The 23,735-nt window shown below is 40.6% G+C and carries 17 protein-coding genes; 13 read left to right on the top strand and 4 right to left on the bottom strand.

The genetic code is table 11. From position 1 onward, the window contains the following. The first annotated feature begins 149 nt into the window (after positions 1-149). The 3 genes from QM928_RS05720 (at position 150) to QM928_RS05710 (ending at position 10,299) form a co-directional block, all read left to right on the top strand. Complete coding sequence (locus tag QM928_RS05720; protein WP_414294729.1) at positions 150-8,771, top strand: SIALI-17 repeat-containing surface protein; 8,622 nt, start codon at positions 150-152, stop codon at positions 8,769-8,771. Between the two features lie 610 nt (positions 8,772-9,381). Then, positions 9,382-9,546, top strand: coding sequence for a hypothetical protein (locus QM928_RS05715; RefSeq protein ID WP_153224781.1), 165 nt, complete (start codon positions 9,382-9,384; stop codon positions 9,544-9,546). Between the two features lie 51 nt (positions 9,547-9,597). Further along, a complete protein-coding gene (locus QM928_RS05710; RefSeq protein ID WP_228113861.1) occupies positions 9,598-10,299 on the top strand; it encodes a CPBP family intramembrane glutamic endopeptidase in 702 nt (233 codons plus the stop codon). Positions 10,300-10,580: 281 nt separating this feature from the next. Here QM928_RS05710 and QM928_RS05705 read toward each other — a convergent pair whose 3' ends face one another. Further along, positions 10,581-11,000: a DUF6556 family protein gene (locus QM928_RS05705; RefSeq protein WP_153224782.1), complete on the bottom strand. Its 420-nt coding sequence runs from the start codon at positions 10,998-11,000 to the stop codon at positions 10,581-10,583. 136 nt (positions 11,001-11,136) lie between these two features. Here QM928_RS05705 and QM928_RS05700 point away from each other — a divergent pair, with 136 nt between their 5' ends. The 10 genes from QM928_RS05700 to abc-f all read left to right on the top strand — a co-directional run bounded on the left by QM928_RS05700 (position 11,137) and on the right by abc-f (position 21,247). After that, positions 11,137-12,279, top strand: a complete 1,143-nt coding sequence (locus tag QM928_RS05700; RefSeq protein WP_153224783.1) for a cysteine desulfurase family protein — start codon at positions 11,137-11,139, stop codon at positions 12,277-12,279. A gap of 8 nt (positions 12,280-12,287) precedes the next feature. Further along, positions 12,288-13,502 carry a tRNA uracil 4-sulfurtransferase ThiI gene (thiI, locus tag QM928_RS05695; protein WP_153224784.1) on the top strand — a complete coding sequence of 405 codons (1,215 nt, stop codon included), beginning with the start codon at positions 12,288-12,290 and terminating at the stop codon, positions 13,500-13,502. 135 nt (positions 13,503-13,637) lie between these two features. Further along, on the top strand, positions 13,638-14,462 hold the full coding sequence (locus tag QM928_RS05690; RefSeq protein ID WP_414294728.1) for an alpha/beta hydrolase: 825 nt from the start codon (positions 13,638-13,640) through the stop codon (positions 14,460-14,462). 21 nt (positions 14,463-14,483) lie between these two features. Further along, positions 14,484-15,224 (top strand): esterase family protein, encoded by a 741-nt coding sequence (locus tag QM928_RS05685; RefSeq protein ID WP_414294727.1) that lies wholly within the window; start codon positions 14,484-14,486, stop codon positions 15,222-15,224. Between the two features lie 12 nt (positions 15,225-15,236). Next, on the top strand, positions 15,237-16,403 hold the full coding sequence (locus QM928_RS05680; protein WP_414294726.1) for an ATP-grasp domain-containing protein: 1,167 nt from the start codon (positions 15,237-15,239) through the stop codon (positions 16,401-16,403). Positions 16,404-16,561: 158 nt separating this feature from the next. Next, positions 16,562-17,431: an aquaglyceroporin Gla gene (gla, locus tag QM928_RS05675; protein WP_281335100.1), complete on the top strand. Its 870-nt coding sequence runs from the start codon at positions 16,562-16,564 to the stop codon at positions 17,429-17,431. Positions 17,432-17,593: 162 nt separating this feature from the next. Beyond that, a complete protein-coding gene (locus QM928_RS05670) occupies positions 17,594-18,127 on the top strand; it encodes a YutD family protein (RefSeq protein ID WP_315638864.1) in 534 nt (177 codons plus the stop codon). Positions 18,128-18,143: 16 nt separating this feature from the next. Next, positions 18,144-19,229 (top strand): 23S rRNA (adenine(2503)-C(2))-methyltransferase RlmN, encoded by a 1,086-nt coding sequence (gene rlmN, locus QM928_RS05665; protein WP_414294725.1) that lies wholly within the window; start codon positions 18,144-18,146, stop codon positions 19,227-19,229. Position 19,230: 1 nt separating this feature from the next. Next, positions 19,231-19,704 carry a VanZ family protein gene (locus tag QM928_RS05660; protein ID WP_414294724.1) on the top strand — a complete coding sequence of 158 codons (474 nt, stop codon included), beginning with the start codon at positions 19,231-19,233 and terminating at the stop codon, positions 19,702-19,704. Between the two features lies 1 nt (position 19,705). Next, on the top strand, positions 19,706-21,247 hold the full coding sequence (gene abc-f, locus QM928_RS05655; protein WP_414294723.1) for a ribosomal protection-like ABC-F family protein: 1,542 nt from the start codon (positions 19,706-19,708) through the stop codon (positions 21,245-21,247). Positions 21,248-21,300: 53 nt separating this feature from the next. Here abc-f and QM928_RS05650 read toward each other — a convergent pair whose 3' ends face one another. The 3 genes from QM928_RS05650 to QM928_RS05640 form a co-directional block, all read right to left on the bottom strand. Continuing rightward, a complete protein-coding gene (locus tag QM928_RS05650; protein ID WP_414294722.1) occupies positions 21,301-22,104 on the bottom strand; it encodes a peptidylprolyl isomerase in 804 nt (267 codons plus the stop codon). Positions 22,105-22,407: 303 nt separating this feature from the next. Then, on the bottom strand, positions 22,408-22,632 hold the full coding sequence (locus QM928_RS05645) for a helix-turn-helix transcriptional regulator (protein WP_373113829.1): 225 nt from the start codon (positions 22,630-22,632) through the stop codon (positions 22,408-22,410). Positions 22,633-22,634: 2 nt separating this feature from the next. After that, positions 22,635-23,231 carry a DUF3796 domain-containing protein gene (locus QM928_RS05640; protein WP_414294721.1) on the bottom strand — a complete coding sequence of 199 codons (597 nt, stop codon included), beginning with the start codon at positions 23,229-23,231 and terminating at the stop codon, positions 22,635-22,637. Positions 23,232-23,735: the final 504 nt, after the last annotated feature.

Here is a 23,735-nt window from a genome sequence, read left to right as displayed (position 1 = left end):
AAAAGTTTTCAATAAAAGAGAGCTTAGACTCCACAATCATTGTCGTGGAGAAAAAGAAAACCCAGAGAGGACCCTCTAGGTCCTCTCTTTTTCTAAAGAGGAATGAGAACGCTTACCACTTGTGAGCGTATGAAAGGAAATAGGAAAAAATGGGAAAACATTTTTTTGAGAAACGGTGTCATTACAGTATACGTAAATTTACAATCGGCGCAGCTTCTGTTATGATTGGTGCCAGTATCTTTGGAGCTAGTGTGGTTCAGGCTGCTGAAACAGAAGGACCTGCAGAGACAGAAGGTACGGTAACACAAGCTCAGCCTCTTGATAAACTGCCAGCAGATATAGCAGCAGCTATTGAAAAAGCAGAAGCAAGTGCTGGAACTGTAGATGAACAACCTGCAGGGTCAGAAACTGGAGCAACTGCAGCTGAAACAACTACTCCAAAACCAACTGAAACTCCTGCTCCTAAAGAGGAAGCAGCTTCTGAGGCGAAACCAGCTGCAACTCCTGCGACTAAAGATGTAGTAGATACACCAGATGTCAATCATCTAGAAAAGGCTACTGCAACAACTTCAAACCATGAAGCCAACACACCATTTACAGCAGAAAAGGCAATTGATGGCAAACCTGATACTCGTTGGGCTACTGACCAAAACGTTGAGAAACCAACAATCGAATTTACACTTGAGAAGACAACAGTGATTAAGCATGTGGAGATTGATTGGGATCGCCGTCTTCGTGGTCAACAAAACGATCCAAATATCAAATCTTGGAATCTCTACTATGCTGGTCAAGATGATGTAAATGGTTCAGGTAACAAAGAATGGAAGTTGGCTCATCAAAGAACAGGAACACCTGTACTTGATGAAAAGGTTGACTTAAAAGAAGCTATCCAAGCCAAATACCTTAAACTTGAAATCACAGATTACCAAGCTGGTACAATGAACTGGAAAAATGTTGGGATTCAAGAAATTCGTGCCTACTCAAACATTCCAGACGCTAGCAAACCAACAGATATTCGTCAAGTGACAGAACTAGCAGTTGCTGAAGATGGGAAATCACTTGTTTTACCTAAATTACCAGGCCAAGTAAGCTTAATTGGTAGCAACAAACAGGGAGTTGTTGACCTAAATAACAAGATCTACAAACCCTTAACAGATCAAACTGTTAAGGTCATGGTCCAACAAGTCAAGGATACTCATACCTTCACAAAAGAATTTGAAGTCCTTATTAAAGGATTACATGCAGACGAAGGCGTTGGTACTAAGCCAGCAGTTGCACCAGCAGTTCAACAATGGTATGGAACTGAAGGCAAAACTTCTATTACAGCTGATACCGTGATTTCAGTTGGCGATTCTGGATTTGGTCAAGAAGCTAAATTTTATCAGACTGACCTTGAAAGTCGTGGGCTAGAAATCGCTACAGGTGATCAAACAGCTCAAAAACGGATCGAATTTAAGAAAGTTGTAGATAAAGGCTATGGCAAAGAAGGCTATGGTATCACCATTAAAGATGGAGTTATCACAGTAGAAGCGGCGACCAACGCAGGAGCCTTTTACGCAACTCGTACTCTCCTTCAGATGGGAGAAAAGGATTTGCAAAACGGAGAAATCCGTGACTTCCCAAGCTTCAGTCACCGTGGCTTTATGCTAGATACAGGTCGTAAGTTTATTCCTTATGATACGCTTGTAGACATCATGCTTAACATGGCCTACTACAAGATGAACGATCTTCAGTTGCACTTGAATGACAACTATATCTTCCTAAAAGACCACTTGGCTGGTAAGAATCTTTCTCAAGATGAAGAACTAGATTATGTTCTTAAAAATGCCAAGACAGGCTTCCGTGTAGAGACTGATGTTGTCGGTGAAAATGGTGAAAAATTAACATCTGACGAGCATTACACTAAGGAAGAAATGCAAGAAATTATCAAGTTAGCAAAAGCTTTGCATATCAACCTTGTTCCTGAAATTGATACACCAGGTCACGCTCTTTCATTTGTTAAGGTTAGACCTGATCTTATGTATAAAGGCAGTCTTAGTGACTATAGAGGTAAACACAATGTTGAACGAGTTGCCATGTTGGACTTGGACAACAAGTACGAAGAAACACTTGCTTTTGTTAAATCAGTTTATGATAAATTGCTAGATGGTGAAAATGCACCACTTCATGGTGTCTCAACAGTTCATATCGGAACCGATGAGTACTATGGTAGTCGCGAAAGCTATCGTCGCTATGTCAATGATATGATTCAGTACATCAAAGGCAAAGGCTATACACCACGTATTTGGGGTTCGCTTAGTGCAAAACCTGGTACAACGCCAGTTGATTGGAAAGATGTAGAAGTTGATATCTGGAGTATCGGATGGCAACGTCCAGCTGATGCTATTGCTCAAGGTGCTAAGATTATCAATATCACAGATATTCCAACCTATAGTGTTCCAAGTGGTAGCAATAGTCAAGGTGGATATGGAGATTATGCCAACTATGAAACTCAATACAATCGCTGGACACCAAATGATTTCTCAACAGGTGGAGGACCACGTCTAGAAGCCTCTAATCCAAATATCCTTGGTGGTGGTCATGCGGTTTGGAATGATAATATTGACCTCCATGAAACTGGACTGACTTCTTACGATATCTTTAAACGCTTCTTCAAGAGTATGCAATCAACTGCAGAGCGCACTTGGGGTTCAGACCGTGCAGCCAAGACCTATGCAGACCGTGTTCAACCAGCAAGTGTTTATGCACCACAATCTAACCCAGATAAGACCGTAGCTGAAGAAGACTTGTTCAAGATCAATCCTGAGACTGTCAAAGATTATCTTGCTAAGAAAGTACAGAAGACTGAAGCAGGTTTGAATTTCGAAAAAGATAGCACTATCGAAGGACTTGTTGGTGATGTCGGTCCAAGTCATGTCTTGAAATTGGATGTGACTGTGACTGGTGATGGCGAGCAAACCTTCTCAACAAGTGGCAACAACCGACTTTATCTTGCGGATAAGGATGGCTACCTCGCTTATAAATTTGAACAATTCCATATCCAATTTAACAAAAAACTTGAAAAGAACAAACGTTACCAAATTTCTGTCGTAACCAAACCTCAAGTAACAGAAGTTTATGTAGATGGTGAAAAGGTTGAGCGTATCGCAAATCCAGCTTACCCTCGCTTTGCTCATAATAGTTTGGTTCTACCTCTTGAAACAATCGGTGGCTTCAAAGGAATCTTGCATAGTGCTGAGTTGTCAAATGAAGCATTTGTAAACCCACGTTTGATTCCAAATGATCATTTTACAGTTTCTGCAACAAGTCAAGAATTACCAGGAACCAATGCAGAAGGTCCAGTCGAAAAAGCCTTTGACAATGATCCAAATACCTTCTGGCATTCAAAATGGTCTGGTCATCAGGCTCCATTTACAGTGGCAATGAACTTGAAAGCAGCTGAAACAGTTAATGGTCTGACCTATCTTCCACGTCCAGGTGGAGGTAACGGTGTCGTGACATCTTATGAAATCTATGCTCAAAAAGATGGTCAGATGGTTAAAGTTGCCTCAGGAACTTGGGAAAACAATGCCAAAGAGAAAACAGTTAACTTTGATGCCATTGAAACCGATAAGGTAGAATTTAAAGTTCTAGCTGGTGCCGCAGGATTTGGTAGTGCTGCAGAAATTCAACTTCTTAAGCCACTTTCTGATAGCAAACCAGAAGAGCCAGTTACTCCTGAAAAACCAGTCACTCCAGAGCAACCTAAAGTTGAAGAAGTAAGTGATGGTACAACTGAACTTGCTGATAGCTTTGTAGCTAGCAAACCTGCTAGTGACGACGTAGTTGCTGCAGCAGCACAAAGCCAAGACTATCTCAAGAAAGAATACAAGGTATTCCCAACACCACAAAAAGTAACTTATGGTGAAGGTGTTACGAAACTCCATAAACAAGTAAATATTGTAATGGGCAATCAGTTGGATATCTATACTCGTAACCGCTTGAAGAGTGTTCTACAAGATCATCAAATTTCATACACAAGCAGTCAAACACCTGTAGCAGGTGCAACAAATATCTATCTTGGCGTTCATGGACAAAATTCACAAGCTGAAAAAGAAATGCCAAGTCTATCTCAAGGACTCTTTGATAAGATTGATGCCTATGCCTTGTCAATCAAGAACAATACAATCTCTATCGTCGGTAAGGATACAGATGCTGTCTTCTATGGTTTGACGACTCTCAAACACATGCTTAATGAAAGCAAAGCTCCAGTCTTGCGTAATGTAACAGTTGAAGACTTCGCTGAAATTAAGAATCGTGGCTTTATCGAAGGTTACTATGGAAATCCATGGAGCAATGCTGATCGTGCTGAGTTGATGCGCTATGGTGGTGACTTGAAGTTGACTCAATACTTCTTTGCACCAAAAGACGATCCATACCATAACAAGAAATGGCGTGAACTTTATCCAGAAGAAAAATTAGCTGAAATCCGTGAATTGGCACGTGTCGGAAACCAAAACAAGACTCGTTATGTGTGGACCATCCACCCATTCATGAACAACCGTATCCGTTTTGGCAACGATGCTGATTACCAACAAGATTTGGAAACCATTAAGGCTAAATTCACTCAATTGATGGATGTCGGTGTCCGTGAGTTCGGTATTCTAGCCGATGATGCTCCAAGTCCAGTTGGTGGCTACAATAGCTATAACCGCTTGATGAAGGACATGACAGATTGGTTGACTGAAAAACAAGCAACTTATGTTGGCCTTCGTAAGGAAATGATTTTCGTTCCAGGTCAATATTGGGGTAATGGACGTGAAGATGAGTTGAAATCACTCAACGAAAATCTTCCAAGTTCAGCATCAATGACCCTTACTGGTGGTAAGATTTGGGGTGAAGTGTCTGAAAGCTTCCTCTCTAACCTTAAGAATAACCTGACTGCAGGAGGTAAGACCTACCGACCAGTTTCTCTATGGGTAAACTGGCCTGTTACAGATAACTCTAAACAACACTTGATCTTAGGTGGTGGTGAGAAATTCCTTCATCCGAATGTAGATCCTAGTCTCCTATCAGGTATCATGTTGAACCCAATGCAACAATCTGAACCTTCTAAGATTGCCCTCTTCTCTGCAGCCCAATATGCATGGAAACAATGGAAGTCAGAAGAAGAAGCTAAGAGAGTGAATGATATCGCCTTCAACTTTGTTGAAAACGGTAAGTTTACAGATAGCGAAGCATCAGTTGCCTTCCGTGAGCTTGGTAAACACATGATCAACCAAAACATGGATGGTCGTGTTGTGAAATTGGAAGAGTCTGTTGAACTTGCACCGAAATTGGCGACCTTCATGTCTAAGTTGAAAGCTGGTCAAGATGTCAGTGCAGAGCGTCAAGAATTGCGTGCAGAATTTGCTAAACTAAAAGCAGCAGCTCAACTTTATAAAGCATCTGGTGATGAAAAGATGCGTGCTCAAATCCACTACTGGTTGGATAATACTATTGACCAAATGGACGCCTTGAGTGCTCTTCTTGATGGTACAGAAGCTATTGAAAAGAACGATTCTGCAAAACTTTGGGATAGCTACTACAAGGGCTTGAAACTTTATGAACAGTCTCAAACTTATACCTTCCATTATGTAGACCATGATGAGAGAGCTGAGTTGGGTGTTCAACATATCCGTCCATTCTTGCTTGGACTGCGTGAAATCCTCGCAACAGAAGTTCAAAAAGCCTTGCATCCTGACCAAGTTATTAGTACCTTTATCACAAATCGTACAGGTGTAGAAGGTGGATTAGCTGAAGTAACGGACGGAGATTTGGGAACACATGCACTTATCAAGTCACCAAATAGCATTCAAACTGGTGACTACATTGGCTTGAAATTTAATAAGGCTGTTTCAGTTCAAAACTTGACCTTTGCAATGGGCACTCAAGCAAATCCTCGTGATACCTTCAACAATGCTAAAGTTGAGTATCTCAATGAAAATGATGAGTGGGTAACCCTTTCAGAACCAAGCTACACTGGTAATGAGCCTCTGCTTAAATTTGAAAACCTCAACATCAATGCTAAAGCTGTTCGCATGATTGCGACTTCAGATCGTGGAAACACTTGGTTTGCGGTAAGAGAAATTGCTGTTAACCGTCCTGTAGAAGTTGTTCGTAACAAACAGACAGCTACTGTGACAATCAGTCCAAATCTTATGTACAAGTACAACACAACAGTTGGTCAGATTACAGATGGACGTGATAATACTGAAGCCATGCTTGCAAATGCTGATAGAACAGACACAACTCCAGTCAATGGTTGGGTACAACTTGACTTGGGTGAAGTCAAACCTGTGACCAAGGTTCGTCTAGTTCAAGGATCAGGAGATAAATTGGCAGAAGGTGTTCTTGAATATTCTGCAGATGGTAGCTCATGGCAAGAATTGGATCGCTTGACTGGTGAACAAACAAAAGAAATCGAAACTCCAATTTCAGCTCGCTACGTTCGTGTTCGCAATACTAAGAACATCAACTTATGGTGGCGTATCGCTGACTTCTCAGTTGAAACACGTGCAGGCAATAGCGAATTGACTGATACAAACGTTGAAAGCCTGAAGTCAACTCCAGTTTATGATAGCCTAGGTCGTTATGACTTGCAAATTCCAAGCGGAACTAAGCTTCCAGCTAATAGCTACTTGGGTATGAAACTTGATCGTCTTCACCAAGCTGAAAGCATTCAAGCACTTGGTATTGAAAATCCATCCCTCAACTTGGAATACTCTCCAAATGCCCAAGAATGGTATCCAGCTGATCAAGTGACTGATAAGTCCTTGGTACGTTATGTTCGTCTAGTTAATAAGACTGATCAAGAACAAGCAGTGACAGCAACATCTCTACTTGTTAAGACAAAAGAAGTTCAACCAACGACACTTGATTCTACATCAATGGGAATCCACCCAACATACGGTCGAAATGATGTTCGCAAAATCAAGAATTTGGATCAGTTGTTCGATGGTGTTTACAATAACTTTGTAGAGTTTTCTGATTATGCTCGTAAAGATGGTCATATTACCTTGAAACTTGGTAGCGAGCGTGACATTAAGAAGATTAGAGCTTACATCCAAGACGGCACTCAAAACTATCTCCGTGATGGTAAGATTCAAGTTAGTCAAGATGGTAAGACTTGGACAGATGTTGTAACAGTTGGTGACGGTGTTGCTAATGAAACACGTGATGATTCCTTGACAGATGGCTGGACACACGATTCTAAGATGCCAGGAAATCGCTATATCGAGGGTGAACTTTCAAGTCCAGTTAAAGCCAACTACCTCCGTGTTCTATTTACAGCAGACTATGATGCTCGTTTTGTAGGCTTCACTGAGTTGGTTATCAATGATGGTGAATTCGTGAAACCAATCAATGACCCAACTGTTGAAGGAAACAGCGGTGAAAGCCAAGGAAACCTATACACAAACCTTGTGGATGGCAAAGTATTGACAAGCTACAAGGCTGAGAAAGAACAAGGTGAGCTTGTCTACCACTTGTCAGAACCAACAGACGCAAATCATATCCGACTTGTTTCAAGTCTTCCACAAGGAGTGAAAGCTCGTGTGCTTGCTCGTACTCTGAAAGAGGATAAAGCAGATGCTTGGTCAGAACTAGGTGAGATTACCTCAAGCTTCCAAACATTTGCTGTCAGAGATAAGTCTCCATTATTGGATGTCAAACTTGTTTGGGAAGGTGGCAAACCAGAGTTCTACGAAATGACTACATTCCACCAAGAACTTCCGGAAGAACCAGAGAAACCAGCTCCAACTACAAGTAAGGGTGATGAAGCAGCACCAATAGTAGAAGTTCCAGAATTTACCGGTGGCGTAAATGGTGTCGAAGCAGCTGTTCATGAAGTTCCAGAGTACACTGAAGCTATTGGCACAGCAGGTGATGAGCCAGCACCAGTAGTAGAAGTCCCAGAATTCACAGGTGGCGTAAATGGTGTCGAAGCAGCTGTTCATGAAGCTCCAGAATACACTGAAGCTATTGGCACAGTAGGTGATGAAGCAGCACCAGTAGTAGAAGTCCCAGAATTCAAGGGTGGCGTTAACGCAGTCGAAGCAGCTGTTCATGAAGCTCCAGAATACACTGAAGCTATTGGCACAGCAGGTGATGAAGCAGCACCAGTAGTAGAAGTCCCAGAATTTACAGGTGGAGTAAATGGTGTCGAAGCAGCTGTTCATGAAGTTCCAGAGTACACTGAAGCTATTGGCACAGCAGGTGACGAAGCAGCTCCAGTAGTAGAAGTCCCAGAATTCAAGGGTGGCGTTAACGCAGTCGAAGCAGCTGTTCATGAAGTTCCGGAATACACAGGAGCAATTGGCGCAGCAGGTGAAGCAACTATTCATGAAGTCCCAGAATTTACTGGTGGAGTGAATGGTGACGAAGCAGCTGTTCATGAAGTAAGCCCAGAATACACAGGCAGTGTCAATGGAGCAGAAGCCGCTATTCATGAAGTTCCAGAGTTTACTGGTGGTGTGAATGGTGTCGAAGCAGCTGTTCAGGAAGTAAGCCCAGAATTCACAGGTGGTGTCAATGGAGCAGAAGGAGCAATCCATGAGGTTCCAGAATACAAAGATGAGCAGTCTCTTGTAGCTCTTACTATGTCACAAGATAAGACTTACCAAGCACCTGCAAGTCATCAATACAAACTCCCAGAGACAGGTACTAAAGAAAATGCCGGCCTTGCAGCCGTTGGTGTTGTAGGAGCACTTCTTGGTATGTTTGCAATAGGCAAGAAAAAAGACGACGAATAAGATGATGTAAAAGCATCTAAATCATAGAGATTGGATCAAGAGACTAATCTCGATTATAAAAAGCGGACAAAGCTAGTTTTCTGATAAACAGAAGCTGGTCTTGTTCGCTTTTTCTTAAAGTGATACTCTTCGAAAATCAAATTCAAACCGCGTCAACGTCGCCTTGCCGTACTCAAGTACAGCCTACGGCTAGTTTCCTAGTTTGCTCTTTGATTTTCATTGAGTATGAGGAAGCTGATGGTCACTGAAGTTCTTTGACCAGAATATTTTTAACTTGGGACGAAGAACTTTCGATTGGGTTAAGTCGCAAGCCAATTTCTACCATTTAGGATGTTTTGATGACAATTTAAGAAAGAGCAATCTTTTCCTAGAAATAAATGCTAAACTATAATTGTTCCTAAACATGATTTAGTAGATCGGTGGTCTGGTTCAACCCTAAAAGAATAGAGCTGATCTTACAAGTTAATCATGAAGAGTATTATTAGATTGGATTTAGAGGTAGCTAGTAGAAAAAAGTAAATCTGAAATTTGATGCTCTTATGTGAGCAAGACTAAGAAGTTAATTCTATTCATTCATTCATTTATTTGTAAAAAGCTTTGGGGAGTATCTATGAAATTTAATAAATATGCCTATCCCTTAGCGCAAGCCTGCTTGGGTTTGTATTTATTCGCTAATGGAGGTAGTTTGATCAATTTAGATATTGGGGTCATCCTTGTGTTATTATCCCTGATTGAGGGAGTAGAAATCTATAAAGAAGAAAGAAAGCATAGATAAGCATCGTTAGTAAGTGGAGATGCTGGAGTTCAGGAAAGAAGAGGTAGTGGTTTGCAAAAGTTGAAAAATAGTTTAAAATTTGTAGGAATGATCTTACTGATTATAAATGTAAATACATTTCCCATGAGAATGTTGGCTCTCGAAGATTCTAGTTCTCTGCCCTTAAAGTGGACGACTAGTATTGGGTATTTGGTACTGGCTACTTTCTTGCTAGTTGCTGTTTGGCGACAATACAAAAAGAAAATTCTGAATCAGCAGAAGGTTTTCAAGTTCACATGGAAGGATTTTGGAATAGCCCTTTTATTTTATGTGGCTACTCGACTAGTAGCGATTGTAGGTACCCTCCTGATCCAAGTGGTTACTGGAAATCCAACATCCGCTAACGATGCTGCCTTGCTGGCTACAAGCGAGCAGGTTACTCGTGTTTTTCCTCTATTTTTCATCGCCTTTCATTTTGCAATTGGTATATTTGCTCCAATCATGGAAGAATTAGTATTTAGAGGATTCTTCAGCCACTATTTTTTTAAAGAAGATCAAAAGTGGTTGAAATTGCTAATAAGTTCTGCGATTTTTGGCTATCTGCATATGTTTTATCCGATAGAGTTTGTAACTTATTTTTTACTGGGAGTGATATTTTACTTAGCCTATGCTCGTAGAGGGAATATCCTTGATTCCATAGCTGTTCATTTGCTAAATAACGGAGTTCTAGTACTGGTATCTATTTTAAACTATCTATTTTTAGTTTTTAGCTAATACTCTTCGAAAATCTCTTCAAACCACGTCAGCGTCGCCTTGCCGTATATTTGTTACTGACTTCGTCAGTTCTATCCACAACCTCAAAACAGTGTTTTGAGCAACCTGCGGCTAGCTTCCTAGTTTGCTCTTTGATTTTCATTGAGTATAAAATATATTCAAAAAATGATTGGTTTAAAGGCTGATCATTTTTCTGTTGCAAAGATCAACTTTTGCTGATAAATGCTGGAGACAGCAATAAAAAAACCAGCGATTCAATCACTGGCTGTTAGATCGTTCTTTTAGGAAGCTCCATTAGTAGTAGACGTTTTTGTATCTGTTGTTTGAGTGCTAGAAGAAGGAACAGTCGGTTGTTCTTTTTTACTGCTAGTATCTTCTTTCTTATCTTCTACACTACTACTAGATTGTGTTGTCGTCTCTTCTTGTGTGTTGTCCTTTGTAGAAGTATTGTCCTTGTTTGGAGTAGTGTTCTCTTTAGGGGATTCCTTTTGAATCTCTTTTATGACAGTTGTCTGGGTTGTCGTAGTTTCTTTTTTAGAGTTATTATTATTGTTGTTGTTATTCATAGCATTCATGATGGTGATGCTTGCAGTAATCAGCCCCAGAATACTACCGATAGTAGCAATCGTTTTTTGAAAAACAGTAAATCCTTTTTTGATGTGTTCCGTTTTGGGTTTTGATGTTCTACGATAATTAGACATAATATCTCTCCTTTACTAAAATTCATTATACCGAAAATCTTTAAAAAAAACTTAAATGAACCTGAACTGCCTTTCTTGTCGCCTGAACTGTTTCGTGATACAATAGAAGGAGTGATTTTAGAAAGCGTGAGAAACCATGATTTACTTTGATAATTCGGCAACTACAAAGCCCTATCCAGAAGCACTTGAAACCTATATGCAGGTGTCTGCAAAAATTATTGGTAACCCATCTAGTCTCCATCGTTTGGGGGAGCAGGCAACACGAATCTTAGATGCTTCTCGTCAACAGATTGCAGATTTAATTGGTAAGAAAAGCGAAGAAATCTACTTTACATCTGGTGGCACTGAAGGAGATAACTGGGTTATCAAAGGGGTTGCGTTTGAAAAAGCTCAGTTTGGTAAACACATTATTGTGTCTGAGATTGAACACCCAGCGGTTAAGGAGTCTGCTCTTTGGCTGAAAAGTCAAGGTTTTGAAGTGGATTTTGCGCCAGTAGATGAAAAAGGTTTTGTAGATGTAGATGCCTTAGCAAATTTGCTTCGAGCTGATACGACCTTAGTTTCTATCATGGCTGTTAACAATGAAATTGGTTCAATCCAACCTATTGAAGCTATCTCAGAACTTTTAGCAGATAAGCCGACTATCTCCTTCCATGTTGATGCGGTTCAAGCCTTGGCTAAGATTCCGACAGAAAAGTATTTGACAGACCGAGTGGACTTTGCGACTTTCTCGAGTCACAAGTTTCACGGCGTTCGTGGTGTTGGATTTGTCTATATCAAGTCAGGTAAGAAGATTATGCCACTATTAACTGGTGGTGGACAAGAGAGTGATTATCGTTCAACTACTGAGAATGTAGCAGGTATTGCAGCAACCGCCAAGGCTCTACGTTTGTCTATGGAAAAACTTGATTTGTTTACGAACAAAACAAGTCAGATGAAGGAAGTCATCCGTCAAGCCCTTCTAGAATATCCAGATATTTTTGTCTTCTCAGATGAGGAAGACTTTGCACCTCATATTCTGACCTTTGGGATTAAGGGGGTTCGTGGTGAAGTCATCGTTCATGCTTTTGAAGACTATGATATTTTCATTTCTACAACGTCAGCTTGCTCGTCCAAGGCTGGGAAACCTGCTGGGACCCTGATTGCTATGGGCATTGATAAGGATAAAGCCCAGTCAGCAGTTCGTCTCAGTCTAGACCTAGAAAATGATATGAGTCAAGTTGAGCAATTTTTGACTAAACTAAAATTAATCTACAATCAAACTAAAAAAGTAAGATAGGAGTATTCATGCAGTATTCAGAAATTATGATTCGCTATGGTGAGCTTTCAACCAAGGGTAAAAATCGTATGCGTTTCATCAATAAACTACGTAATAATATCTCAGATGTCTTGTCCATCTATCCTCAAGTCAAAGTGACAGCAGACCGCGATCGTGCCCATGCTTATCTAAATGGTGCAGACTACACAGCAGTTGCCGAGTCACTCAAGCAAGTTTTCGGGATTCAAAACTTTTCTCCAGTATATAAGGTTGAAAAATCTGTAGAAGTTCTGAAGTCTGCTGTTCAAGAGATTATGAAGGACATCTACAAGGAAGGGATGACCTTTAAAATCTCAAGTAAGCGTAGCGACCACAACTTTGAACTCGATAGTCGTGAACTCAATCAAACGCTTGGTGGAGCAGTTTTTGAAGCTATTCCAAATGTGCAGGCACAAATGAAAAATCCTGACATTAACCTTCAGGTGGAGATTCGTGAAGAAGCAGCCTACCTTTCATATGAAACCATTCGTGGTGCAGGTGGTTTACCAGTTGGAACTTCTGGTAAAGGTATGCTCATGTTGTCAGGTGGGATTGACTCACCTGTTGCTGGTTATCTAGCTCTAAAACGTGGTGTAGATATTGAGGCTGTTCACTTTGCTAGCCCTCCTTACACAAGTCCAGGTGCCCTCAAGAAAGCGCAAGATTTGACCCGTAAATTGACCAAATTCGGTGGTAATATCCAGTTTATCGAAGTGCCATTCACGGAGATTCAAGAGGAAATCAAGGCTAAAGCTCCAGAAGCCTATCTGATGACACTGACTCGTCGCTTTATGATGCGGATTACTGACCGTGTCCGTGAGGTACGAAATGGCTTGGTCATCATCAATGGGGAAAGCCTTGGTCAGGTAGCAAGCCAAACTCTTGAAAGTATGCAGGCTATCAACGCGGTGACCAATACCCCAATTATCCGTCCAGTTGTGACTATGGATAAGTTGGAAATCATTGATATTGCTCAGGAAATTGATACCTTTGAAATTTCCATCCAGCCATTTGAAGACTGTTGTACGATTTTTGCACCCGATCGTCCCAAAACAAATCCTAAGATTAAGAATGCAGAGCAGTATGAAGCGCGAATGGATGTCGAAGGTTTGGTTGAACGTGCAGTAGCAGGAATTATGATTACTGAAATTACGCCTCAAGCTGAGAAGGATGCTGTCGATGAGTTGATCGATGATCTCCTTTAATCAGAAAAACCAGAGGAAAAGATAAAATAAGTAAAAAAAGTTAGTTTATTGTCCTAAATTTGGACGGAAACTGACTTTTTTTCTATTTTTATGATATAATTAGATAAAATTTTGAATATAGAGAGTTTTCTGACAATGAATCAATCCTATTTTTATTTAAAAATGCGAGAGCATAAATTAGTGGTTCCCTACACGGGTAAGGAACGCCGAGTTCGTGTTCTCCTTCCCAAAAACTATGATAAAGACACGGCTAGAAGCTACCCAGTTGTCTATTTCCACGATGGACAAAACGTCTTTTATAGTAAGGAATCTTACGTTGGACATTCTTGGAAGATTATTCCTGCCATCAAGCGAAATCCAGATATCAGTCGTATGATTGTTGTGGCTATTGACAATGATGGACTTGGACGGATGAACGAGTATGCGGCATGGAAATTCCAAGAGTCCAACATTCCTGGCCAACAATTTGGTGGTAAGGGAGTCGAGTACGCTGAGTTTGTCATGGAAGTGGTCAAACCCTTTATCGACGAAAACTATCGGACAAAGTCTGATCGCAAGCACACTGCTATGGTTGGATCTTCTCTAGGCGGCAATATTACCCAGTTTATTGGCTTGGAGTATCAGGATCAGATTGGATGTTTGGGAGTTTTCTCATCAGCTAACTGGCTTCACCAAGAGGCCTTTGATCGCTATATCGAGCGTAAAAAACTCTTACCTGACCAACGAATTTTTATCTATGTTGGAACGGAAGAAGCTGATGATACAGACAAGACCCTCATGGCTGGCAATATTAAGCAGGCCTATATCGACTCTTCCCTTCGCTATTATCATGATTTGATAGCGGGAGGAGTGCAGTTGGAAAATCTCTCACTCAAGGTTCAGGCTGGAGCCATTCACCATGAAGTGCCATGGTCAGAAAATCTTCCAGCTTGCCTACGCTTTTTTGCAGAAAATTGGTAATTAGTATAAAGGAGACAGGATATGCATATTGAACATCTTAGTCACTGGAGTGGTCATCTTAACCGTGAAATGTATGTTAATCGTTACGGACACGCAGGTATCCCAGTGGTTGTCTTTGCTTCCTCAGGTGGTAGCCACAATGAATACTATGATTTTGGCATGATTGATGCATGTGCATCCTTTATCGAGGAAGGTCGAGTGCAATTCTTTACCCTTTCAAGTGTCGATAGTGAGAGTTGGCTAGCAACATGGAAAAATGGTCATGACCAAGCTGAAATGCACCGTGCTTATGAGCGATACGTGATTGAAGAAGCCATTCCTTTTATCAAGCACAAAACAGGCTGGTTTGACGGTATGATGACAACAGGATGCTCTATGGGAGCCTATCACGCTTTGAATTTCTTCCTACAACATCCAGATGTCTTTACCAAAGTTATTGCATTAAGTGGTGTCTACGATGCTCGTTTCTTTGTTGGAGATTACTACAACGATGATGCTATCTATCAAAATTCACCAGTAGACTACATCTGGAATCAAAATGATGGTTGGTTTATCGATCGTTACCGTCAGGCTGAGATTATTGTTTGTACTGGACTAGGTGCTTGGGAACAGGATGGCCTGCCTTCTTACTACAAGTTAAAAGAAGCCTTTGACCAAAAACAAATTCCTGCCTGGTTTGCAGAATGGGGGCACGATGTTGCCCATGACTGGGAATGGTGGCGCAAACAAATGCCATACTTCCTCGGTCACATGAGTCTATAAAAGGAGTAGCTTATGAATTATCTTGTAATTTCACCCTATTACCCACAAAATTTCCAACAGTTTAGTATTGAACTAGCCAATAAAGGAATCACCGTTCTAGGGATTGGGCAAGAACCCTATGAACAACTAGATGAGCCATTGCGCAATAGCTTGACTGAGTATTTCCGTGTTGATAATCTTGAAAATATTGAGGAAGTTAAACGTGCAGTTGCCTTTCTCTTTTATAAGCATGGTCCAATTGACCGCATCGAATCTCACAATGAATACTGGCTAGAGTTGGATGCTGCTCTTCGTGAACAATTTAATGTCTTTGGTGCCAAACCAGACGACCTCAAAAAGACCAAGTTCAAGTCTGAAATGAAGAAACTCTTCAAAAAAGCTGGTGTTCCAGTGGTTCCAGGTGCTGTCATTGAAACAGATGCAGATGTTGACAAAGCTGTGAAAGAAATTGGCCTTCCTATGATTGCCAAACCTGACAATGGAGTGGGAGCAGCAGCTACCTTTAAGCTGGAAAGTCAAGAAGATGTGGACAAGTTCAAGCAAGAATGGGACCGTTCAATCCTTTATTTCTTTGAAAAATTTGTAACTTCGAGTGAAATCTGTACCTTTGATGGTTTGGTAGATAGAGATGGAAATATCGTCTTTTCTACGACCTTTGACTATGCCCATACACCGCTTGATCTCATGATTTACAAGATGGACAATTCTTATTATGTTCTTAAAGATATGGATCCAAAATTGCGCAAGTATGGTGAGGCAATCGTTAAAGAATTTGGCATGAAAGAACGTTTCTTCCATATCGAGTTCTTCCGTGAAGGTGATGATTATATTGCCATTGAGTACAATAACCGTCCAGCGGGTGGCTTCACCATTGATGTTTATAACTATGCCCATTCTTTTGATTTGTACAAAGGCTATGCAGCGATTGTTGCGGGTGAGCCATTCCCTGCTTCACAATTCGAGCCCCTGTACTGCTTGGCAACATCTCGTCGCGCCAATGCCAACTATGTTTATTCAGAAGAAGACTTGCTCGCCAAATACGGTCAACAGTTCAAGGTCAAGAAAATCATGCCTGCAGCCTTTGCTGAATTGCAAGGAGACTTTCTCTATATGCTAACGACACCAAGTCGTGAAGAAATGGATCAGATGATTAAGGACTTTGGTCAGCGTCAAGAATAATCAAAATTTTGACTTAACAAACTAGCTTTGTTAGGTCTTTTTTTAAGAACAAAAATAAAAGCGTTTTCCCGCAGTATTCTTTTAGAAAATCTGTTGCTAAAAGGCTTAAAAATTGATAGAATAGGGATTGTCTAAAAAATATTAAGGAGAATCTATCAATGGATTTCGCATGGGCAGTCAAATATGCCACTGAATTTTTGGGAACAGCCATCTTGATCATCTTGGGAAATGGTGCAGTTGCCAACGTTGAACTTAAAGGTACGAAAGGTCACCAAAGTGGCTGGCTCGTTATCGCTGTTGGTTACGGTATGGGGGTTATGATCCCTGCCTTGATGTTTGGTAATGTTTCTGGTAACCACATCAACCCAGCCTTCACTCTTGGTCTAGCAGTTAGCGGACTTTTCCCTTGGGCACAAGTAGCACCATACATCGTTGCACAAGTCTTGGGAGCAATCTTCGGACAAGCCTTGGTTGTTGCAACTCACCGTCCTTACTACTTGCAAACTGAAAAAGCAAACAATATCTTGGGAACTTTCTCAACAATTTCAAGTTTGGACCACGGTACAAAAGAATCACGCTTCGCAGCAACAGTTAACGGTTTTATCAACGAGTTCGTTGGTTCATTCGTTCTCTTCTTTGCAGCACTTGGTTTGACAAAGAACTTCTTTGGAGCTGAAGTTCTCCAATACATGAAACAAATGGCAACTCAAGCTGGTCAAAATGTTGACTTCTCTGATTTGGCAATTAAAGCTCAAGTAGCGCCTCATACAGCTTCAGGACTTTCTGTTGCTCACTTGGCACTTGGTTTCCTAGTAATGGCCTTGGTAACTTCTCTTGGTGGGCCTACAGGACCTGGTTTGAACCCAGCTCGTGACTTTGGACCACGTCTCCTTCATGCCTTCCTTCCAAAATCAATCCTTGGTCAACACAAGGGTGATTCAAAATGGTGGTATGCTTGGGTACCAGTAGTTGCACCGATTGCAGCAGCTATTGCAGCAGTAGCGCTCTTCAAATTACTTTACCTATAATCACTCAAAACTGGGGAATCCCAGTTTTTTTTGTCTAGGAAAGTCGAGTTTTTAAATAGAGATTCTTAAATCGTCAGACTTTTTTCATTTTAATGCTAAAAGTGAAAATGTGGCGAAAATATGGTAAAATAGAGTACTAAGTAAACGTTAAAAAGGAATATTATGCGTAAAGAGATTGCACCCGAATTATATAATTACAATAAATTCCCTGGTCCTGAATTTCATCTATCTGGAGATAAAGTCGAAGCTGAAGGGTTTACCTTTACTTTGGTTGAAAATAGTAAGGATGCTTTTGATGCAACGGCATTTACTCAACGCTTTTCTGAAGTTTTAAGTAAGTTCGATTATATTGTTGGAGACTGGAGTAATGAGCAGTTGCGCTTACGTGGTTTCTACAAGAATGAGCGAGCAGAAGAGTCTCTTGAGAAAATCAGTCGTTTACAAGATTACCTACTTGAGTATTGTAGCTATGGTTGTGCCTATTTTGTTTTAGAAAATGAAGTTCCTAAACGAGCACCGTTTGACCAAAAGATGCGCAAAAAAGAGGAAGAAAAGGATTCTCGCAAAGGGAAAAAGACTTCCCAAAGTAAGAAAAAAAATCATACGGACAAGAGAAATAGACGCCGTTCAAAAGAACAGAAATCTCAGAAAGAAGACAAGGGGCAACGTCATTTCGTCATCCGTAAGAAAGATTAGAGAATAAGGAGAAAAGATGAAACCGTCTATTTATAGTTTAACACGTCAAGGCATGCAAGAATGGGTCTTGGAGCAGGGAGAAAAGAAATTCCGTGCCGACCAAATCTGGGAGTGGCTTTACCGTAAACGTGTCCAGTCATTCGAAGAAATGACCAACTTGTCTAAGGATTTGATTGCCAAACTCAATGATCAATTTGTAGTCAATCCTTTGAAACAACGCATCGTGCAAGAATCAGCTGATGGTACTGTAAAGTATCTCTTTGAGTTGCCAGATGGGATGTTGATTGAGACAGTGCTGATGCGTCAACACTACGGTTTGTCAGTCTGTGTAACGACTCAGGTAGGATGCAATATCGGTTGTACCTTCTGTGCATCAGGCTTGATCAAGAAGCAACGTGACCTCAATAACGGTGAAATCGTTGCGCAGATTATGTTAGTCCAAAAATATTTTGACGAACGTGGACAAGATGAACGTGTTAGTCATATCGTTGTAATGGGGATTGGAGAACCATTTGATAACTACAATAATGTCTTGAACTTCATCCGTACTATCAATGATGATAAGGGAATGGCTATCGGCGCTCGTCATATCACCGTATCAACTTCTGGCTTGGCTCACAAAATCCGTGAATTTGCTAATGAAGGTGTACAGGTTAACCTTGCTGTCTCACTTCATGCGCCAAACAATGAACTTCGTTCAAGCATCATGAAGATTAACCGTGCCTTCCCAATTGAAAAACTCTTTGCAGCTATCGAGTATTACATCGAAACAACCAACCGTCGTGTGACTTTTGAGTATATCATGCTAAATGAAGTCAATGACGGAGTCGAACAAGCACTTGAGTTGGCAGAATTGCTCAAGAATATCAAGAAATTGTCATATGTCAATTTGATTCCTTACAACCCAGTTAGTGAGCATGACCAGTATAGCCGAAGCCCTAAAGAGCGTGTAATGGCCTTCTATGATACGCTCAAGAAAAAAGGCGTCAACTGTGTTGTTCGTCAAGAACACGGTACAGATATCGATGCTGCATGCGGACAATTGCGTTCAAATACCATGAAGCGTGATCGTCAAAAGGCTATCTCCTCAGTTAATCCATAAGATGGAGAGAAGAAAACGACTAGGTTTGGGTCTAGTCTGTTACAGTATTTGTATCGTTTGTTTTTGTTTTAGTCCCCAACCTCAACTTCCTACAGGAGTGGAAACTCCAGGTATTCAACATCTTGGACGCCTGGTTTTTCTTTTGACTCCATTCAACTCTTTTTGGAAACTTGGAGAAGTAACCAGCCTTTTTCAGCTATTTTGGATTTTTTTGCAGAATGCCTTAAATATCCTCTTGCTTTTTCCATTGATTTTCCAGCTTCTCTATCTCAATCCTAAATTAAGAAAAACGAAGAAAGTGATTTTGTTAAGCTTTTTATTGAGCTTAAGCATCGAGTGCACACAGCTAGTTTTAGACTTTTTCTTTGATTTCAATCGGGTCTTTGAGATTGATGATTTGTGGACCAACACTTTGGGTGGCTACCTGGCTTGGATCCTCTATAAACTACTACATAAACACAAGATAAGGAATTAAAATGAGTATCTTAGAAGTTAAAAATTTAAGTCACGGTTTTGGTGACCGTACGATTTTTGAAGACGTGTCCTTCCGTCTCCTCAAGGGGGAACATATCGGACTAGTCGGTGCCAACGGTGAAGGGAAATCAACCTTCATGAGCATCGTAACTGGTAAAATGTTACCTGATGAAGGTAAGGTGGAATGGTCTAAATATGTGACTGCAGGCTACCTTGACCAGCACGCTGTGTTAAAAGAAGGCCAAACCGTGCGTGATGTTCTTCGTACAGCCTTTGATGAGTTATTTAAGGCAGAAGCACGTATCAATGAACTCTACATGGAAATGGCAGAAGAGGGCGCTGATATTGATGCCCTAATGGAAGAAGTCGGCGAACTTCAGGACCGTTTGGAAAGTCGTGACTTCTATACCTTGGATGCTAAGATTGACGAAGTCGCGCGTGCTCTTGGTGTCATGGATTATGGTATGGATACAGACGTAACAGCCTTATCTGGTGGACAAAGAACCAAGGTACTTTTGGCCAAACTTCTTCTTGAAAAGCCAGATATCTTGTTGCTTGACGAGCCAACCAACTACCTGGATGCTGAGCATATTGACTGGCTTAAGCGCTATCTCCAGAACTATGAGAATGCTTTTGTCCTTATTTCGCACGATATTCCATTCCTCAACGATGTGATCAATATCGTCTATCATGTAGAGAATCAACAGTTGACACGCTACTCTGGCGATTACTACCAGTTCCAAGAAGTCTATGCCATGAAGAAATCGCAGCTAGAGGCAGCCTATGAACGTCAACAGAAGGAAATTGCTGACCTCAAGGATTTCGTAGCCCGTAATAAGGCGCGTGTCGCAACTCGTAACATGGCCATGTCTCGCCAGAAGAAATTGGATAAGATGGACATTATCGAGCTTCAAAGTGAAAAACCAAAGCCATCCTTTGATTTCAAACCAGCTCGTACACCAGGTCGCTTTATCTTCCAAGCCAAAGACTTGCAGATTGGTTACGACCGCCCACTTACAAAACCATTAAATCTTACCTTCGAACGTAATCAGAAGGTTGCCATTATCGGTGCCAATGGTATCGGGAAAACAACCCTCTTGAAGAGTCTTTTAGGAATTATCCCACCAATTGCTGGGGAAGTTGAACGTGGAGATTACCTGGAACTTGGCTACTTTGAACAAGAGGTGGAAGGTGGCAATCGCCAGACACCTTTAGAAGCAGTTTGGAATGCCTTTCCGGCCCTCAATCAAGCAGAAGTTCGTGCAGCCCTTGCTCGTTGTGGTTTGACCACCAAGCATATTGAAAGTCAGATTCAGGTCTTGTCAGGTGGAGAACAAGCCAAGGTTCGTTTCTGTCTCTTGATGAACCGTGAGAACAATGTCCTTGTTCTAGACGAGCCTACCAACCACTTGGATGTTGATGCCAAGGACGAACTCAAACGTGCTTTGAAAGAATATAAAGGGTCAATCCTTATGGTCTGCCACGAACCAGACTTTTATGAAGGCTGGATGGATCAAATCTGGGATTTTAACAACTTAACTTAAAATGAGAGTAAAAGAAATACAGTACCTAACGAGGATACTGTATTTTTTGGTTTTTAAGATTTAAAATCGTAGTCCTTAACAATTTCGATACTGTCGATAGTGATAGCAGTAGTTGGTTTGTCTTTTTCGTCTTTTTCAGCTTTGGCAATCTTGTCAACAACATCCATACCGTCGATGACTTGACCAAAGACAGGGTGTTTTCCGTCTAGACTAGGGTTCCCACCTTCTTTGTAGGCTTCGATAATTTTATTTGGATAACTACTTGTAGGCAGTTTGGCAGAAAAGTCTGTCGTATTTTGGTTGATGAAGAACTGGCTACCATTTGAATTTGGTTGTCCAGTATTTGCCATGGAGAGAGAACCACGGATGTTATAGAGATATGGAGAGATTTCGCTCTTGAAACCAGTTCCCTGGTCTTTAGTCTTGTCCTTATCGTGCCAGATGGATTCGCCACCTGTACCATCTCCTTTTGGATCACCAGTCTGAACCATAAAGCCATCAATCACTCGGTGAAAGGTAACGCCATTGTAGTAGGCTTCCTTAGCGTGAGTTAGGAAATTTTCAACCGCAAGAGGGGCTAGCTTTGGAAAGAGTTTGATGCGGATATCTCCTTGACTTGTATGGAGAATGACTTCAGCCTCGTCTTCAGCAACTTCTTTAGATAGTTGTGGGAAATTGGCATTTTCATTTGTCAAGGCGTTTTTAAGATCCTTGGCAGATTGGGCAGCTGCTTTGGAACTTTCTTCGGCAGCCAAGCTAGAATCTACATAGTCATCCCCCCGCAGACTACGTTGGATACTGCTACATCCAGCAAGGGCAAAAGTTGAGATTAATAGAAGTGTTGCTATTTTTTTCATGGGAATCCTTTCAAAAATCATTTCTACCATTGTACCCTAATTGAAAGTGGATTTCAAATATTAGTGACAAGACAGTTTAAGAGGAAGCCAACCAGAAAGTCGCTTGTTTTGAGGCATCAATGCCATAAGTGTACTCAAAGTATTTAGGAACCAGATCTTAAGAAAGCTCGTAAAGCATCACAATTAGTAAACGTTAATTCGAAAGAATTACTATATTTTAAAAGAGCACATTTTCAAAGGATTTTTTCTTTCGACTTCAATTCCTAATTTATCAATGAACTTAAAACTAGGTCTCGAAAAGAATTATGCTTCCTCTTTCTGTCTGAGTTCAAAGAGGTCTTCTACTTTCAAATCAAAAACTTGAGCAATTTTAAGAGCCATTTCCAGTGAAGGATTGTAACGGTTATTTTCCAAGTGCAGAATTGTCTCGCGTCGCATGCCGATGAGGTCGGCTAACTCCTGCTGGGTCATGCCTGTGGACTCACGAACAGATTTGAGATTAGTAATAATATTGCTTTCTTTGGCCATGCTTATCCTCTCCGTTCCAAGATAAGATAGACAACCGCAAAGATGTAAATCAAGGCAGCTATGCTAAAAAATATCTGTCCCATGTAAAGAGTGAGAGACCCCATATACCCAATGATAACTGCTAGGATCATCAGTGCGCCTAGTATAAAAACAAACATCAAGCTAGCTGCCTTGGCTAAATTAGCATAAAAGCGTTCGTCCGGAGTTTCCTTGACATTTTTCAAACAGAAAAAAGCAAATAAAATCACTTCAATAACGAGGCCAATTCCCAAAATCCATTCTTTAATACCAGAACTTAAGCTTGGGGTCGCAACCCAAATTCCTAATGTATAAAAAATACTTGCTGCAAACAAAAGTATCGTGTAAAGCTTAGCAGACAAGTCAAAAATAATCTTTCCCTTACCTTTCTGACTTTTATGAGACCATAGTTTCATATGTAGCCAGCTCCAAATAGCTATAATTTGACCTGACACTGAAATACCAGTAATAACTAACTTGGGTCCCCAACTAAGATTAGAACCAAATAAAACAATAAAATCAATAATGAGAGCTACGGCAATCATTGCAATGAGGCCACGCATTTTTTGACTTTTTTTCATGATAGACTCCTTTTTTTGTGTTATAAATATATAACATTTAAATGTTATGTTATAAATATATCACACTTAAATTTAGAAAGCAAGAATTTTATGTGTCAATGTGGTAATTATTTGAAAAAATTTTTTAATTAAAGACCTCGCTAGTCAAACAACTAAAGAATTCTTTGAAGCAATGCATCTGATTTGGTTTGGATAGTTTCGTTAATAATATTTGATGATAAAGAATTTTTGGAAAATCTAGATACTGTATGAATCTCTGCTTTTTCTTAGACTGTTATAAAGTCTGTCAGAATAAGCTTTGTAGGTGTAGAAGTTAATTTTTACAGAAGTGAAGTAAGCATTCAATACGAATCAATACATAAGAAAAACTCTGATTTTGAACTGCACCCCAAAAGTTAGACAGAAAAAATCTAACTTTTGGGGTGTTTTGTTATGAAATTAACTTATGAGGATAAAGTCCAGATCTATGAACTTAGGAAGCAAGGTCATAGCTTCAAGGAGCTT

This window comes from Streptococcus infantis (assembly GCF_047460405.1).
Lineage (GTDB): Bacteria > Bacillota > Bacilli > Lactobacillales > Streptococcaceae > Streptococcus > Streptococcus infantis_Q.
The sequence above is the reverse complement of the archived record's forward strand: the minus strand, read 5'-3'. Positions and strand labels throughout refer to the sequence as shown.